Genomic DNA, 16,381 nt, shown 5'->3' on the forward strand with positions numbered 1-16,381 from the left:
GCAGGGGAGGCAGAGGGAGCAGGGGAGGCAGAGGGAGCAGGGGAGGCAGAGGGAGGCAGGGGGCAAGAGGCAGGAGGCAGGAGGCGGAAACTCCCTACTCCCCACTCCCCACTCCCTACTCCCTACTCCCCACTCCCCACTCCCCACTCCCTCGCAATGGTCGATGGCTCTCTCATCTACTGGTTCCTTGACTCGCTGCCGGGGGAGGCGCGCGATCGCATTCTGCCGCCTATCCTCGAAGCGTGGGAGAAACTTCGTAGTGCAAGCATTCCCTTAGTCGGCTACATCAGCGCCTCGCGGAGTGGGGAAGCGCTCAACTTTCTACGGTTGCAAGCGTGTCCTTACGATGTGCCGGATTGTGCGACGCATTGTGCTGGCTTGGGCGATCGCGAAGGCTTCCCTCTCGCGCACGCGCCTTGTCAAGTGTTAGAACCGTTGAAGGATGCAGCACTCTGGGCAATGGAGCTACAGCCCGGTCAGCGCAGCCCTCTCTGGCGCAGTTCTGCCCGCATTCTGGATCTGTATGGCGATCATCACATCTACTTCTGCTACGTTCACGTGGGAACAGAAATTGCCCGCGTGGAGTTTCCTACCTGGGTCGCTGAGGATGCCATTTTGCTGGATACGGCGCTGAGTCTGACGCTGGCGCAGGTGCAAAAAGGCTATGGCTATCCGGTGGCACTGGCAGAAGCACACAATCAAGCTGTTGTAAGAGGGGGCGATCGCACTCGCTTTTTCGCCCTTTTGGAACAACAAATGATCCGCGCTGGACTGCGAAATGTCGGCACCTCCTACAAAGAAGCACGGAAGCGAGGCAGCATTGCATAGGGGAAAGGCTAAAGGCTAAAGGCTAAAGGCTAAAGGCTAAAAGAAAGTTTTTAGACTTCAGCCTTTAGCCTTTCCATGAGAAGCCAGTCTAGAATTGCCTCATTCACCTGATCAGGACATTCATCGTGGGGGCAATGTCCGGCATTCTCTAGTTCAATTAGCTGCAAATTGGGATTGTACTCGCCGTACTGATTGGGACGGGCAAACTGCTTGGGAATCATGCGATCGTTCTGTCCCCAAATGAGCAGCATTGGTACTGTGAGGGTCGGCAGCACGGTTTTGATGTGAGGACTGTAGCGAGAATCGGTCACGGCTCTGAAAATGGCGGCAAATGCCTGCGCGGAACCCCGGTCTTGAGGCGGTCCTGCCAGAATGTCGATGAGTTCGTCGGTGATGGCATCGGGTTGGGCGTAGGCGATCGCTGCCCAGGTGCGCACAAACTTGGGTCGGCGCACCAGCGGAAAAAGTGCTTTGAGCAACAGCGGCGAGAGAATCAAGCGCTTGAGGCTACCAACCAACGGACGCAATGGTTTCGGTAGCGCCTCTTCTTCCATCGATAGGTCGGGCAGACTGATCATCACGAACCCTGCCACCATTTCGGGATGGGCAGCGGCAACTGCCATGCAAACCAGAGAGCCGATCGAATTGCCCACCAACACGACAGGCGTTTGAATAAAGGTTTTCCAAAAGTCGTAAACCTGCTCGACCCAGAGATCGGTGTTGTAAGCTGCCACTGCTTTCTCAGAGGCACCAAAGCCCAACATATCGAGTGCGTAAACGGTATGGTGTTCTGCTAAAGCGTCCAGATTGTTGCGCCAGTGCCCGATCGATGCCCCAAATCCATGCAGCAAAATCAGCGGGGTTGTACTCCCCGGTTGCGCGGCTCGAAGGTAGGTATAGCGAGTCTGCCAACCGCGCCAGACCCAATCGCGCTGATTGCCTACTCGGTGTCGCCAATGTAGAGACGTTGTCATCGCTTCGGTTCACAACTGGTTACAAGGACTTCCCTTCATTCTAGTGGTTGAGCGCGATCGCTCTCGACACAAACCGTGGGCTAACGTCAAAGCTACGCACATTAGGGAATGAAGATTCGTCTTGCACCTCGATAGCTATCAATATCGAGCACAATTTCAATCAGCCTCTCAACACATCGACCTCGGTATTCAACGTCGGTTAGCAATCGATCAGCGTTGCCAAGCGTAATCACAGGTAAGGATACTGCGGTGGTCTCTTCACGCATAACTTGTTCTAAAGAATCCTTTCCTTTCATGCTGCGGTTAGCTGTCAGCAAAATCATTTGATTGTTCTGAGCTAATCGCCAAACGACGCGATCGTCACTGTCAATGGACAACTCCATCTCTGCAAACGTGACAAACCGAATCGGAACCATATCGAGCCAGCCTTGACTAGCGATCGCACCAAAGAAAACTAAAGCATGACCTTTAAGATTATGGTCAATCAAAAAAATCATGCCTTGGTCGCGCGCTTTGCTTTAGCTGCCCGAAGTTTCTCCCAAGCCGCTTCAGTTCCAGGTTTCGGCGGTTGTTCAGCAATGCGGGCAACTCGCTCACGATTTTGCTCTTCGTAGTATTGTTGGAGTGCTTCGGCTTCTTTAAGCACCTGCTGATATTCTGCTTCTACCTCAACCCGATTGACCTCAATGTAGGCTAAAGCGGCATTAATCTGTTCATGCGTCAGATCGAACAAGCCCTGGATAAATTTCGGTGGATAGCCAGCCGTCGCATAATCCATCACATCGTAGAGAGTGATGCGCGTGCCTGCGATCGTCAGCCCGCGTTCTGTCCGAATGATCAAAGTGGGTTCATTAGACACTGAAGTCATACGCTCAGCTTATAAAGATTTTCCTTCATTTTATGTGGTTGAGGGCGATCGCTCCCCACAACAAACCGTGTACTAACGCCAATCGTTTCTATGCAGGTTTTTTAAATAGCTTGGATGCAGCACCCTTTAAGATATACGGCAACAATTTTGGACCCGGCAAGAAGACAATGCCTAGCTGTTGCATCAATCCAAGCGCATCGCCTTGCCCCCAATGCTCCACAATTTTTCCATCTGCTACTCGATCGATGTGCATGATAGATAATCTGACCTGCTTCCCTGTTGGTGGAAGACCTTGAAACTCTCCAAGATGCGTCGCTGTAAACGTTCCGCACGTCACTACTTTATCGTCTGCAATAATGACCTCATCAAAACGGTGTTGCCCATGGCTGAAGGCTGAGTAAAAGGACATCCCAAACTCCTTGAAGCCTTCCCCGTCCAATGGTTCAGCTACTCCCGCCAGATGTGCGACAAAATTTGGAGCGAGAAGCTCTAAAGCTTGATCCATTTTGCGATCGTCAAACGCTTTGTAGAACTGGCGCACGAGGGCTTTGTTTTGTTCAGTCAGCATATGAGATTGAGTTTTGAACCAAATTTTAACGTGACTGCTGGAAGAAACTGCAACTTCCGAGTTCTAAGCTTGGTGTTCCATGTCCAGAACGGCAACGATCGCGTTTTAAGCTCGGTGATTCGAGCAAAAAGGCTGACGTTTCGGGTTCAGAGCACGATCGCTGCTGCTTGAAACAACATCGTTCCAGCTTGAAACGGCAAACTTTCTGTTTGAAGTGCGATCGTTTTTGCTCTGAACAGATTCGGTTGGGTGACGCTCACGCTTTGCTTGTAGCTTGCTTCCCGTAGGGTATGCCGAAGGCTATACCCAACCGACGAGCTTTCAGAGCTTGCAGGAGTTTTGTCAGTCAATCAGGCGATCGGCTCTGCTGCCAAATCATTGCTCCGCTTAGTGCCCGAAGAGTAAATAGAAGTAACGGTTTTCAAGCTATAAAGAGCAGTTTTATACCAAGCGCTTGTAACCTTCATCACAATTTTTATCTAACTTAAATTCCTTTTTGATAACGAAGCAAGCAGCGCAATGTTTTATCAAAAGAAACACAAATTTTCGTAGTTTATTTTGAGTCAAAACATACCAAATACTTGTGACCAAGGTTACATTTTCAGCCGAGTAAAAGCAGAGATGCCTCTCATGCAACTCTTTTGATTAATCTGCAAAACTCTTTCAGAGAGGGCTTCTTAAAGTCTTAGCATAGGCGTGAAGATGCTATACAACCTAAATTTTCAGCAAGAAGCAAACTGTCGATCGAATGAGAAAATGAATTGCTAAACAATTTTTAATAAAAAAAGAGATGACAGCGTTGTAAAAATAATTTGTAGGGAAAAACGCAGAATAAAGTCCTTTAGACTTTGGTTGTATAAAGCTTTCTTTTCTCTTTATTAATTGAGAATTTTTTCTTGGTTTCCAAAAGCGATGTTGTCTTTTGGATACGTGTCACATGGGGATTTGGGAATTAGGACTTTCTCTAGCCTTTAGTCCTTTTGCTTCTCCCAGGCTGATGCATCTGAGACGAAAGGAAAGCCAGCTTCTCTACTTGAAGCCATCATGCTGTTCAACTGCACACTTTTTAGGAGATTGAAACTATGGTCTTAGATGCCTTTGCTAAGGTTGTCTCTCAAGCTGACACGCGTGGAGAATACCTCAGCAGCGCTCAGGTAGATGCGCTGCTGGCGATCGTCAAAGATGGCAACAAGCGTGTCGATGCCGTTAACCGCATTTCTAGCAACTCTTCTGTCATTGTTGCCAATGCAGCCCGTGCGCTGTTTGCAGAACAACCTCAATTGATTGCCCCGGGTGGGAATGCGTATACCAGTCGTCGTGCTGCCGCCTGCCTGCGTGATCTAGAAATCATCTTGCGCTACGTCACCTACGCCATTTTTGCCGGTGATGCCAGCATTCTAGAAGACCGTGCGCTGAATGGTTTGCGTGAAACCTATCTGGCGCTGGGTACGCCTGGTGCTTCCGTTGCTGTTGGTATTCAAAAGTTGAAGGAAGCATCGATCGAGCTTGTCAATGACACCAACAACATCACTAAAGGTGATTGCAGCGCTCTGGTTTCAGAGATCGCTGGTTACTTCGATCGCGCCGCAGCAGCCGTTGGTTAAACCGCCAAATTAGCAGACACTTTGTACATCAACTAGAGAGAGATTGAATTCATGTCGAAAACCCCTTTAACGGAAGCCCTTGTCGCAGCCGATTCACAAGGACGGTTCTTAAGCAGCACAGAATACCAGGTAGCATTCGGACGGTTCCGGCAGGCAGCAACGTCGTTGGAAGCTGTGAAAGCCCTGAGCGGCAAAGCGCAAAGTCTGGCTGAAGCCGCAGCCAACGAGGTATACAAAAAATTCCCGTATACCACTCAACTGCAAGGTCCTAACTACGCTTCCACACCCGTTGGCAAAACAAAGTGCGTCCGTGATATCGGCTACTATCTGCGGATTATTATCTACGCCCTGGTTGTGGGCGGCACTGGACCGATTGATGATTATTTGATCTCCGGTTTGGCTGAAATCAACAGCACCTTTGAACTGTCGCCAAGCTGGTATACCGAAGCGCTGAAGTATATCAAGGCAAATCACGGTATCTCTGGTGATCCAGCGGTTGAACTCAATTCCTATATTGACTACGTGATTAATGCGTTGACCTAGGCGATCGCACCTGCGTTCTTTTCTGGGAGTCGGTCTGGCGACGAGATTGTTGGTTCAGACCAAGAGTTTTGCCCGCGATCGGCTCCTGTCATTAAATTATGAAGACAATCGTTTGGCAGACGATTGTTTGGCAGTGAAACCCGCGAGTGGTTGTTGATCGCTAAGGCAAACGGGTGGTCAATGTAACCCGCTTTTTAAGTGTTCAGTTCCAAGTGTCTAATCCTCTGCGTAGTGAGTTTGCAGTCGGTTGCACCTCTGTGTCAGGTTGCAGAATCATTGTTGATTCAATGAGCTGTTTACCCAGAGTGTACGGCTGTGCATTAGCTAGGCAGAGGCTTTTTCTTGGCATTGCGGGCGGGTCGTCCCACGCTGGTGATGCCCTACAGCCATGACCAGCCAGATAATGCGGCACGAGTTGAACGCCTGGGAACGTCGCGGACGCTTCCTCGCAAGCAGTATGCAGCCGCACGAGTCGCTAAAGAGTTACGTGAACTGTTAAACAATTCCAGCTATACCGCCAAAGCCGCCGCGATCGGACAGATGATTCAGGCAGAAAACGGGGTGATTGTGGCGTGTGATGCGATCGAACAGCAGCTTCAAGTCACCTCCATTCCAGCATGAGTGCCAATCTGTGTTCTAAGCTGCAAGTTCCGAGTTCCAGGCTCGGCGTTCCGAGCAAAAAGGTCGAAGCTTCGAGTTCCAGGCTCGGCGGTTTGAGCAAAAAGGTCGAAGCTTCGAGTTCCAAGCACGATCGCTTCTACTTGAAACAGAAATATTCCTGTTTGAGGTGCGATCGTTCCCATTTAAAGCCGCATCGTTCCCACTTAAAACCGCATCGTTCTCGTTTGAAGTGCGATCGTTCTCGCTTGAAACGGCAATGGTCTCATTTGAAGTGCGATCGTTCCAACTTAAAACCGCAATGGTCTTATCTGAAGCGCGATCGTTCCCGGTTGAAACGGCATCATCCGCATCTGAAACGAAACGATTCCAACTCAAAGCAGGAGCGATCGCCCCAACTACTCCAAACTATCCGGATCGATGCCCGCAGCGCGTAATCGTTCCGCAAGTCGGGCGGCGCGTTGCTCGGCTTGTTCTGCTCGTTGACGCTCTTGTGCCACTCGTTGCCGCTCCTGATCTAGTGTGGTGAAGGGTTCTCCATTCGGGCGAAAAAGCTGTGGTTCCGGTTCAGCCAGGTGGAAGCGAATACGTAAGCGGGGACTGATCCAGTCGTCGATCGGGTCAATCACCTCTAAGTGATCGTCCTGCCGCCGCCAGCCACTCAAATTATTTTTGTAAGGGTCATACAAATAGTATTCCTCCACGCCGTAACGGTCGTAGAACCGCAGTTTTTGATGCATTTCCGTCTGCGTATTGCCAGGAGACAGCACCTCAAACACGACTTGTGGCGCGATGTTGCCTTCCTGCCATTGCTGATAAGAGCCTCGATAGCCTTTCGGTCTGCCAAACGCCACTAGCGCATCCGGTGCAACTCGCGTCTTGTTGTCTCCTTCTACTGGATACCACAGCAAATCGCCTGCGACAAACACATTGGGATCATCGGCAAACAGCGATTCCAGGTTTTGTTGAATAAACACAATCCAACGAAACTGTTCGGTGTTATCTGCCATCGGTTGTCCATCGCGATCGGGGTAGATGACCTCTGGTTGCAGCGATGTTTGCAGTTGAGACATGGCGCTGTGGGGAGAAAAGGGGATGTCTCAGTATACGATGTGGCGCGGTGGGGAGGAGGGGGGAGATGGGGAGGCAGGGGGAGATGGGGAGGCAGGGGGAGTGGGGAGGCAGGGGGAGTGGGGAGGCAGGGGGAGTGGGGAGGCAGGAGGTAGGAGTGGATGAATGTTGCATGGGCAAAGCGGCTACTATAGAGTGGCATTTGTGATCTGATGACTACCTGATCAATCTAGAAATACCTATCTAAAGCTGAGATTCTTGTGCTTGACCTGAAGCTGATTCGAGACAATCCAGACCTTGTGCGCGAGAAGTTGGCGACTCGCAATGGGAGCTTTGACATTCAGCCGATCGTGCAGTTGGATGAACAACGTCGATCGTTGGAGCAGGAGCGATCGCGGCTTCAGGCACGGGGCAACGAAATTGGTAAGCTGGTCGGGCAAAAGATGAAGGCTGGCGGCACGGATGCGGCTGAAATTCAGGCGCTGAAGGATGAAGGCAACCAGGTGAAAGCCACGTTGGGCGATCTGGAGCCGCAGGAAAAAGAACTGAAAGCGCAAATTGAAGCGTTGTTACTGACGTTGCCAAATTTGCCTGGGGATACGACACCGATCGGCAAAGATGAAACTGAGAATGTGGAAGTGCGGCGCTGGGGTGATGAATATAAACCTCAACACGAGATTCTACCTCACTGGGAAATTGCGGAAAAGCTCGGTATTCTCAGTACAGAACGGGCTACCAAAATTGCTCAGGCTCGTTTTGTGGCGCTACTAGGTGCAGGTGCAGCATTGGAGCGGGCGTTGATTGGCTTGATGCTCGATCGCCAAACCGCCGCAGGCTACCTTGAAGTACTGCCGCCACTCCTGGTTAATACCCAATCGCTGACCGCTACGGGACAGTTGCCCAAATTTGCTGAAGAAAGCTTCCAATGCAAGGACGACGATCTCTGGCTGATTCCTACTGCCGAAGTGCCCGTCACCAATCTCTACCGTGACGAGATTCTGTCAGCAGACAATTTGCCGATTCGTCACTGTGCCTACACGCCCTGCTTTCGGCGTGAAGCGGGCAGCTACGGACGCGATACGCGTGGGCTGATCCGCCTCCATCAATTCAACAAAGTCGAACTCGTCAAAATCGTGCATCCCGAAACGTCTGAACAAGAGCATCAAGCGCTGGTGCAAAACGCAGAGGCAATTCTGCAAGCGCTCAAACTGCCCTATCGCACGATCGAACTCTGCACAGGCGACTTGGGCTTTGGTGCTGCCAAATGCTATGACCTGGAAGTTTGGCTTCCTGCCGCTGGAACCTACCGTGAAATCTCAAGCTGCTCTAACTTTGGCGATTTTCAGGCACGGCGCGGCAACATTCGCTTCAAAGAAACAGGCAAGAAGGGCACTGAATTTGTCCACACGCTCAACGGTTCGGGCTTAGCCGTGGGTCGCACAATGGCAGCCGTGTTGGAGAACTATCAGCAACCCGATGGCACGGTCAGCATTCCAGAGGTGTTGCAGCCGTTTTTGGGGCGATCGGTGTTGTAGAAAGTAGGGAGTAGGGAGTAGGGAGTAGGGAGTGGTTAGAAGCAATTCAAACTTTCATCCTCTAGCCTTTAGCCTTCATCCTTTCTCACCACGTCCGCATGAGCACTGCGCTCCATCATTTGGGTATAGACGGCGTTGGAAATGGCAGGCAGAATTTCGGAGTTTTGGCTGTAGGTGGGGTCAGCCCCAAAGACAGCGAGAATATACGCGACTTTGCCGTCTTTGGATTCGATGAAAGCGACTTCGTGACGGGTTTTGGTGGTCATGCCTACTTTGGAGGCGAAGCGCACGTCTGCGGGTAAGGGTTCACCGAGGAAGCCTGCGATCGAGTTACCCGGTTGCTTTTTCCAGTTCTCTGGATTCAGATCGCGGGTGAGCAGAGCGATCATCTCCTGGCTGCGGCTGGCTGAAATGGACTTGCCAGAGTAAATTTCTTGCATCAGTCTGGCAGCCTGGTCGGTGGTAATCAGGCTGCGGATGGGTTGCTGTTGCTCGTCGCGCATCTGAAGTTCTCGCCCATCGGGACCATCTAACTTGAGCGAATAAATTGGATAGTTTTTCTGGCTGATGCTGAGACCGTCGTAACCAGCGGCACGAAAGAATTGATTAATCCGCAAACGGTTCTTGAGCCAGGTATCATACGCTTCGCCGCTGAGTGTGCTGCCGGAGGTGGTTTGGGTGATGCGATCGAAAATCCGACTTGCCGCATCGTTGTCCGAATGCACAATCATGGCAGTCAAATCAGCACTCAGGGCTGGATCGGGCTGTAAAATGCCATTTTCTAACTGTGCTTCACAAATCACCAACCAAAAAAGCTTGACAACGCTGGCAGGGTAGCGGGGTTTCTCTTTTTGGTAGCCCGCGATCGTGTTGGCTTTCAGGTCAATCAGCGTAATGGAGAGTGGTTCCGTTGAGAGAGATTTGCTGGCGGCAAGTGCCACTGCTCCATCGACGATCGACTGCAATGCCGCGCTCGATTCTAGCGAGGATGGCTGAACGTTGTACACCAGCTCGTCGATCGTCTGTTTTTGCATGACTGCCGCTGCCGTTGACGGTGGCAATTGCGGTTGGGCAGACGGCTGAAGGGTTGCAGTTGCCGTTGGCTGAGGGGGTGCAACCGCCTGTTGCTGCAAGCGTTGCATATTGAAAACCGCTGCGACCGTTAGTCCGATCGCAAACGAAAGCAGCGTCGCTAATCGCAGTCCTGGTCGCACAGGCGATCGACGACCAGCAGCCGACCGAAGCGATCGTCTACTTGCTTTTGGCTGGGGTTGCTTGAGCCTTGGTGTAGGGGCAACAGGCGATCGCTCTACCGTTCTGGACACGGAAACTTTTGTTGGCGGCACGTTTGCTCGTGGTGATGCCGAACGACGGTGCAATTGCGTGAGCTGGGCACGAAGTTGCGACGTTTCTGCTCTGAGCTGCACAATGAGCCGATCGGCTCTGGCAAGTTTTGCCTTCAGCATGGCATTCTGCTGCTGAATCGTATCCGGTTTGGGGTTCAGTAACTGACGCACAACTGCAACTTACCGTAGATAACAACGCGACTGGTACTGGTATACAGCAAGTTTCTGCGTCTGTGAAATTATTTTGTGATTAACGATGGTGGTGTTCACGTTAGTGGCTCTCTGAGCATCGTGATTAAGGGCGATTTTGTGCCAGCTAACATTTACTGAGTCGGAGCTTCTAGAATAGTTGGAAGTGCGTTGCTATCATTGCAACCGCGAAACCACCGTTTTATTGGAAGTTTGGTATGTCAGTTTTGGCTGCGATCGCCGTTTTAGCAATCCTCATTGTGGTTCACGAACTGGGGCACTTTACGGCTGCCCGCGCTCAGGGCATTTATGCCAACCGTTTTTCCATTGGCTTTGGTCCCATTCTTTGGAAGTATCAAGGTCCGGAGACCGAGTACGCGCTAAGAGCCTTTCCGTTAGGTGGCTTCGTCGGCTTTCCCGATGATGATCCCGACAGCACCATTCCGCCGAATGACCCCAATTTGCTCAAAAATCGACCCGTGCTCGATCGGGCGATCGTCATCAGCGCTGGTGTCATCGCAAATCTGGTGTTCGCCTATTTTCTGCTCGTAACGCAAATCGGCATTGCTGGCACTCAGGATATCAATTTTCAACCGGGTGTCTTGGTACCCGAAGTGAAGTCGGAGATTAGTTCAGCGGCGGTCAAAGCAGGCATCAAGCCAGGTGACATCGTGCTGGCAGTAGACGGTAAAGAGCTGGGAGCCTCAAGCGATGCAATTAGAACGCTAATGGCGACAATTCAGAATCGTCCAAATCAAGCGATCGCCCTCAAAATTCAGCGCGATGGTAAAGCGCTTCCCAACCCACTGGTCGTTACGCCGGATGCCAATGCCAAAATTGGCGTACAGCTTGCACCTAATGTGACGATCGAACGTCGCCGTGTGGGCAATCCGATCGAAGTGTTTGCCATTGCAGCCAACGAATTCCAGCGCATCACCGTCCTGACCGTTCAGGGCTTTGGGCAACTCATCACCAACTTTGGGGCAGTTGCCGACCAAATTTCGGGTCCCGTGCGGATTGTGGATGAAGGGGCAAAACTGGCGCGATCGGATGCCTTCAACCTCTTTACCTTCGGTGCTCTTATCAGCATCAACCTGGCAATCATCAATATCCTGCCCCTACCTGCCCTCGATGGTGGTCATCTTGCCTTCCTCCTCATCGAAGGCTTGCGCGGCAAACCTTTACCATCCAAGCTACAAGATGGCGTGATGCAAACGGGCTTAATGCTGCTGCTAGGGCTAGGCATTTTTCTGATTGTCCGCGATACCACGCAGCTAGAGTCGGTGCAGAAGCTGTTTCGGTAAGTGAAGTGAGGAGTGAGGAGTGAGGAGTGAAAACTTTTAGCCTTTAGCCTTTAGCCTTCTAATAATCCTCCCTTTACTTTTTCCACACCCTACGCCCCACACCCCACACCCCACACCCTTCTATTCTTCCCCATGTGCGCCTCCCGCAAATTGCCAGCCAAGCAGCAACGGGCGATCGAGATCCTGCTGAGACTAAAGCAACTCTATCCCGATGCAACCTGCTCGCTGGACTACGAAACGCCCATGCAGCTTTTGGTAGCGACCATTTTGTCTGCCCAATGTACCGACGTGCGGGTGAACATGGTCACACCAGCACTCTTTCGGCGCTTCCCCGATGCGGCAGCAATGGCAGGCGCTGATCTGGAAGAAATTGAGGCATTGGTCAAATCAACCGGGTTCTTCCGCAACAAGGCGAAGAACATTCAGGCAGCCTGCCGCATGATCATGACGGAGTTTGGCGGCGAGGTGCCAAAGCTGATGGAGGACTTGCTGAAGCTGCCAGGAGTCGCTCGTAAAACAGCCAATGTGGTGTCAGCCCATGCTCACGGCATTAATCTTGGCGTGACGGTCGATACGCACGTTAAACGGTTGACCTATCGCTTGGGACTGACTGAGCACAAAGACCCCATCCGCATTGAGCGCGATTTGATGAAGCTGCTGCCACAGCCTGATTGGGAGAACTGGTCAATTCGGATCATTTATCACGGTCGAGCCGTTTGCATGGCGCGCAATCCCCAGTGCGATCGCTGTACTCTTGCCGATCTCTGTCCCTCTGCAACGCTTTCCCCAAAACCGCTAGACACTCCTGAACCAGAGGATTTGGCAATTACACCTGCCCATCCAACGCCTGCGATCGCCAACAAGTCGGGGGTCTGAGTCAGTTATCAGGCTGAAACAGTCATTTTTATCAAGACTCACGCGATGTGCGACTTTCCTGAAATGCCTGCCGACTGCCCTCACCCTAGCCCTCTCCCGATGGGAGAGGGAACCGGAACGGTCTGGAAGCCCTTCTCCCTGGGGAGAAGGGTGGGGATGAGGGCGAATTAGTTACACATCGCGTAAGACTTCTGCCTTCTGTCGCAACGCTTGAAATTTAGTTGGCATATCGCCCGCGCAGTTCAGTACAATAGTAAGCTGTGTCTTAACTAACAGAGTATTGGAATGACTCATGGCTAAAAAGAGCATGATTGAGCGCGAAAACAAGCGCAAGAAGATGGTGGAAAAGTATGCCGATAAACGTGCAGACCTGCAAGAGCAGTTTGCAGCGGCAACCTCGCAACAGCAAAAGCTAACGATTCACCGTCAAATCCAGCAGCTTCCTCGCAATAGCGCTCCCACCCGCGTTCGCAACCGTTGCTGGGTGACAGGTCGTTCTAGAGGCTTCTACCGCGATTTTGGTCTCTCTCGCCACGTTCTGCGCGAAATGGCGCACCAGGGATTATTGCCCGGTGTTGTAAAGTCGAGCTGGTAGAGGAGTTTTTAGTTGTTGGTTTTTGGTTGTTAGTAAAAATTTGCTTGAACTTCCTTCCATGTTCGGTTCTAGCTACGCCATCTAATAACTAACAACCAACAACCAACAACTATCTCACTGTCCACAGCAGCGATCGATGCCCAGACTATCCAGCACCAGATCGCTGACGGCGTTGGCAACCGTGAATTCGCCAAAGAAACTGTTAGAAAAATCAAAGGATTCCATCTCGGTGACGATCGCCATCACCAGCGAACCGAGATCGTTTTCTCCTTCCATGCGCTGCCGGACAAAGATCTGAGCAGCGCGTTTTGCTATGTCTTGATTTGCGTCTTCGGGAATAAACTCTTGATTCAGCCATTGCAACAACGCGACCCGCAGCCATTCCCCTTCCTGCACGGGGTTTTGGGCAGATGGTAACGTAATCGGTGGAATCGGTTCAGCCATCAGCGCGATCGAGGGTTTCAAAAGTCGAGTTTTACACGTTGCTGCTCTTTAGTGTACGCCTGCTGGGGACTCGTTGTGTCGCACCGCTAAACGCTAAAATCAACGGATGCAGCCCAAAGAAACGCAGCTCAGAGAAACGCAGCCCAGAGACGATGATGCAGTGCTGGGTGGTTCTAGCCCGTCGCCGATCGGGGCAATGGTGTTGGGTGGGCTGGAAGGTGTCAAACAACGCTTTGGTAGCCCGATCGCCGCTCAGCGAATTGCTGCACTGCTGGAGGCAAACGACGCTCAGGTAGAGCTGGAATTGCTCATACAGGCGCTGCACGATGAATCGCTTCAGGTGCAAAAGGTTGCCTATTTGCGGCTGCAACCCCGCAAAGACGCGATCGCAAAACGTGCCCTGGAATCCTATGATCCCTATGTTCTCTTTGAGTGTTTGGGGACGCTAACCGGACACACGAGCGGTGTGACAGCGGTAGCGGTGAGTCCAGATGGGCGATCGATCATCAGCGGTAGCCGCGATGAAACCATCAAAGTGTGGGACTGGTGGGCACGAGAAGAGGTCTTTACGCTCAACGCGCGCTCCTTTATCTATGCCATCACCGTGAGTGCCGATGGGGAAACCTTTGCGATTCGCGGTCGTGATCAAACCGTGAAGGCATGGTGTTTACGAACCGGACGGCAGATCCGACCAGAAAAAGGAGCGCTACGGGCGATCGCTTCTGTGACGCTGACGGGCGATCGTCATCTCATGAGCAGCAGCCAGAACGCCATCAAAATTTGGAACCTGAAAACGGGACGCGAACTCTGTACGTTGAAGGGGCACACCAGTTTGGTTACGGCGGTTGCAGTCAGCACTGACAAACAACTGATCGTCAGCGGCAGCGAAGATCACACCGTGCGCGTATGGGGAGTGGCATAACGACACCTGTCCGCGCCAAACCCAGAAACCGGGTTTCTCTGATGACTAAATAAACCTTTCACCTTGCTGCAAAGAAACCCGGCTTCTCTTCAACTACCGTGAACGCAACAACTGCACAAAGGTATCGCTCACCGTGTGGTCTTTGGTATCTGCCGCATATTGAATCAAATCTTCGCGCAACCGTTGAGCCGCATCCAGAGGCAGAAGCGTTGCCAGCAGAAAGTAGACTCCACGAAACCGAGAATCGCTGACGTGCGTTTTGAGTCGTTCTTCGATCGCTTCACTTTTGCCCAAGAACGTTTGCACTAAAAAGAATTCCGCAATCTTGTCGTGGCGGAAGTACCATTCTTTCTTCGCCTCGCCCTTCGCATCTTTCCACTGGCGGCTCACCACCATGCGGAATTTCTCGTCTTCCATACACAGCAGTTCGTTGTAAAACTTGTCCGCTGGCAGCGCCTTTTGGTCCAGCAACCACTGTTGATAGACCGCTTCTGAAAAGTGCTTCAGCGGAAAATCCTGGTTCCAGGTGCGGCGATACTCTTCTGCCATGAGCTTGTACTGCTGCTCCCGCAGATTGAACAAATCGGGCTGTACGCCACCTGCCAGCATCCACGCCGCTAGCGTCAACTCCATCGGGTTCGAGAGAATGGCACGAGCGGTCTTCAGTTCCTCTGGGGAAAGACTACTGAGATTGGCTGTATTCCGTTCTTTCGCGCCCCCTAAATCCCCCAATTCTGGGGGACTTTGAACGGTTTGGTTCCCCCAAAGTTGGGGGCTGGGGGGCGGTTCGGTAGGGGCACTCAGCATCGTGCTCAAAAAGGTGCGACACGCCTGCTCATAAGCAGTGCCCTGAACAGGTGCGGCTTTTGGGAGGGACGGCTGGCGGGAGAGCAAGTAGCGCTCAATTTGCTCCAACTGAAGGGGCTGCATGACGTAGGTTTTGGCAGTGGAGGGCGGCAACCATTCCAGCGGTTGCGTGGTCATGAGAATGTTGCCCTTGAAGTGACTCTCCACGAACTGGGTGATTTTTGCCCGCGTATCGGGGTTGACTTCGTTGAGTCCGTCGATGCAGATGTCGATGGCTCCGCTATAGATCAGGCTTTGCAAAAACTTGGTGTCTTTGATCTCATCACCGTGCAGCTTCTTTTGAATCGCTTCAATCACGCCCTCGGCACATTTGGTGGCAGGCAGATAGACGACAATCCGCTTGGACTGCTGAAGCAAGTGCCGCAAAAACATTGTCTTGCCCAACCCCGAATCGCCTTCGATAATGCGTTGCCCTTGAATGCCGGGGCAGACAGCGGTAATGGCTTCGTTACTATCAGTCCCCTTAAGGCAAACTTCGGAGTCGGAGAAGTAAAGATCTGGTTTGAAGGAATCAAGTCCAGCGTCGGCAAGTAAAGATGGTTTGAATGGTTCAAAGAGCTTACGCCGTAGAAAGGGCACCCATTGGAGCAAAAAGGTAACGTAACCTAAACCTAAAATATTACGAATCCAGGGATTCCAGAAGAAGATTGCCTGGATTTGGGAAGATTTTGGATAGACAAAGACGAGTATCAGCCAGAAGAGTGCGTGATGAAGCCATATCCTTCTTCCAACAGCAACCCACTCTAATCTTGCCTGCGCTTGAATGATATTCTTTTTATTAGTGAGATTTGAAACTATACGCTTGATTGATTTTTGGTGTTGCTCAAACTCAGGGATCTCTAAATCTTTTACCAGTTCTTGAGTAGTTGCTAACGCAGCATCTACCTGATGTATCGTTTGGGCATCATCATAGAGTGTCTTGGCAACATTCTCTAAAGAAGCGGCTGACTTAATCCGAACATCAATGTTTTCATCTTTGAGAGTATTTCTTAGAACTGTAATGATTTCTTTGTTATGACCATCAATTTTTCCCAATGCATAAGCTGCACCAGATCGAACATCCTTTGTCTGGATTTGATCCTTTAAGATTTCAATGAGTGGCTGAACAGCATCTCTAGCTCTTCCACCGAAATCACCTAGCGCATAAGCAGCATTGTTGCGAACCTCGTTATTTGGGTGGTAATGCATAGTAATGGTAAACTGTAAATCAGCAATTTCAAGCATCGCAA

General features: G+C 51.4%; 17 protein-coding genes and 1 pseudogene. 9 read left to right on the plus strand and 9 right to left on the minus strand.

The features are described from left to right. Positions 1-828, plus strand: an 828-nt coding sequence (locus AC5JO6_RS24620) for a DNA double-strand break repair nuclease NurA (protein WP_496083687.1), incomplete at its 5' end; no start/stop codon positions are given. Positions 829-878: 50 nt separating this feature from the next. Here the strand turns inward: AC5JO6_RS24620 and AC5JO6_RS24625 are convergent. The 5 genes from AC5JO6_RS24625 to AC5JO6_RS24645 all read right to left on the minus strand — a co-directional run bounded on the left by AC5JO6_RS24625 (position 879) and on the right by AC5JO6_RS24645 (position 3,588). Further along, on the minus strand, positions 879-1,802 hold the full coding sequence (locus AC5JO6_RS24625; protein WP_496083688.1) for an alpha/beta fold hydrolase: 924 nt from the start codon (positions 1,800-1,802) through the stop codon (positions 879-881). A gap of 101 nt (positions 1,803-1,903) precedes the next feature. Further along, positions 1,904-2,299 (minus strand): ACP S-malonyltransferase, encoded by a 396-nt coding sequence (locus AC5JO6_RS24630; RefSeq protein WP_496083689.1) that lies wholly within the window; start codon positions 2,297-2,299, stop codon positions 1,904-1,906. After that, the gene (locus tag AC5JO6_RS24635; RefSeq protein WP_496083690.1) at positions 2,296-2,670 is read right to left on the minus strand and encodes a DUF433 domain-containing protein; all 375 of its coding nucleotides are present in this window, start codon (positions 2,668-2,670) and stop codon (positions 2,296-2,298) included. Before AC5JO6_RS24635 ends, AC5JO6_RS24630 begins: the two co-directional genes overlap by 4 nt. Before the next feature lie 88 nt (positions 2,671-2,758). Continuing rightward, positions 2,759-3,238, minus strand: a complete 480-nt coding sequence (locus AC5JO6_RS24640) for an ester cyclase (RefSeq protein ID WP_496083691.1) — start codon at positions 3,236-3,238, stop codon at positions 2,759-2,761. 146 nt (positions 3,239-3,384) lie between these two features. Next, positions 3,385-3,588, minus strand: a complete 204-nt coding sequence (locus tag AC5JO6_RS24645; protein WP_496083692.1) for a hypothetical protein — start codon at positions 3,586-3,588, stop codon at positions 3,385-3,387. 732 nt (positions 3,589-4,320) lie between these two features. On the opposite strand from AC5JO6_RS24645, the gene cpcB reads away from it, so the two are divergent. From cpcB to AC5JO6_RS24660, 3 genes and pseudogenes are all read left to right on the plus strand, one after another. Further along, on the plus strand, positions 4,321-4,842 hold the full coding sequence (gene cpcB / locus AC5JO6_RS24650) for a C-phycocyanin subunit beta (RefSeq protein WP_496083693.1): 522 nt from the start codon (positions 4,321-4,323) through the stop codon (positions 4,840-4,842). Positions 4,843-4,893: 51 nt separating this feature from the next. Continuing rightward, the gene (gene cpcA, locus AC5JO6_RS24655) at positions 4,894-5,385 is read left to right on the plus strand and encodes a C-phycocyanin subunit alpha (protein ID WP_496083694.1); all 492 of its coding nucleotides are present in this window, start codon (positions 4,894-4,896) and stop codon (positions 5,383-5,385) included. Between the two features lie 345 nt (positions 5,386-5,730). Next, a pseudogene (locus tag AC5JO6_RS24660) lies at positions 5,731-6,006 on the plus strand (glycosyltransferase); the annotation flags it as partial. A gap of 395 nt (positions 6,007-6,401) precedes the next feature. On the opposite strand, the gene AC5JO6_RS24665 reads toward AC5JO6_RS24660, so the two are convergent. After that, positions 6,402-7,076 (minus strand): Uma2 family endonuclease, encoded by a 675-nt coding sequence (locus AC5JO6_RS24665; RefSeq protein ID WP_496083695.1) that lies wholly within the window; start codon positions 7,074-7,076, stop codon positions 6,402-6,404. A gap of 258 nt (positions 7,077-7,334) precedes the next feature. On the opposite strand from AC5JO6_RS24665, the gene serS reads away from it, so the two are divergent. After that, positions 7,335-8,609, plus strand: a complete 1,275-nt coding sequence (gene serS / locus AC5JO6_RS24670) for a serine--tRNA ligase (RefSeq protein ID WP_496083696.1) — start codon at positions 7,335-7,337, stop codon at positions 8,607-8,609. Between the two features lie 68 nt (positions 8,610-8,677). On the opposite strand, the gene AC5JO6_RS24675 is transcribed toward serS, so the two are convergent. Beyond that, positions 8,678-10,126, minus strand: coding sequence for a serine hydrolase (locus tag AC5JO6_RS24675; protein ID WP_496083697.1), 1,449 nt, complete (start codon positions 10,124-10,126; stop codon positions 8,678-8,680). 236 nt (positions 10,127-10,362) lie between these two features. Here AC5JO6_RS24675 and rseP point away from each other — a divergent pair, with 236 nt between their 5' ends. The 3 genes from rseP to rpsN all read left to right on the plus strand — a co-directional run bounded on the left by rseP (position 10,363) and on the right by rpsN (position 12,919). After that, positions 10,363-11,448, plus strand: a complete 1,086-nt coding sequence (gene rseP, locus AC5JO6_RS24680; protein ID WP_496083698.1) for an RIP metalloprotease RseP — start codon at positions 10,363-10,365, stop codon at positions 11,446-11,448. Positions 11,449-11,580: 132 nt separating this feature from the next. Beyond that, entirely contained in the window at positions 11,581-12,324 is a 744-nt protein-coding gene (gene nth, locus AC5JO6_RS24685; protein WP_496083699.1) for an endonuclease III, read from the plus strand. A gap of 292 nt (positions 12,325-12,616) precedes the next feature. Continuing rightward, positions 12,617-12,919, plus strand: a complete 303-nt coding sequence (gene rpsN, locus AC5JO6_RS24690; RefSeq protein WP_496083700.1) for a 30S ribosomal protein S14 — start codon at positions 12,617-12,619, stop codon at positions 12,917-12,919. A 114-nt stretch (positions 12,920-13,033) separates the two neighbouring features. Here rpsN and AC5JO6_RS24695 read toward each other — a convergent pair whose 3' ends face one another. After that, positions 13,034-13,363, minus strand: coding sequence for a DUF8822 family protein (locus AC5JO6_RS24695; protein WP_496083701.1), 330 nt, complete (start codon positions 13,361-13,363; stop codon positions 13,034-13,036). Between the two features lie 106 nt (positions 13,364-13,469). On the opposite strand from AC5JO6_RS24695, the gene AC5JO6_RS24700 reads away from it, so the two are divergent. Then, positions 13,470-14,285, plus strand: a complete 816-nt coding sequence (locus tag AC5JO6_RS24700) for a WD40 repeat domain-containing protein (RefSeq protein ID WP_496083702.1) — start codon at positions 13,470-13,472, stop codon at positions 14,283-14,285. Positions 14,286-14,378: 93 nt separating this feature from the next. Here the strand turns inward: AC5JO6_RS24700 and AC5JO6_RS24705 are convergent. Further along, positions 14,379-16,381: HEAT repeat domain-containing protein (locus AC5JO6_RS24705; protein WP_496083703.1), on the minus strand; the 2,003-nt coding region annotated here is incomplete at its 5' end.

The sequence above is a fragment of the Tildeniella sp. genome, from assembly GCF_059505325.1.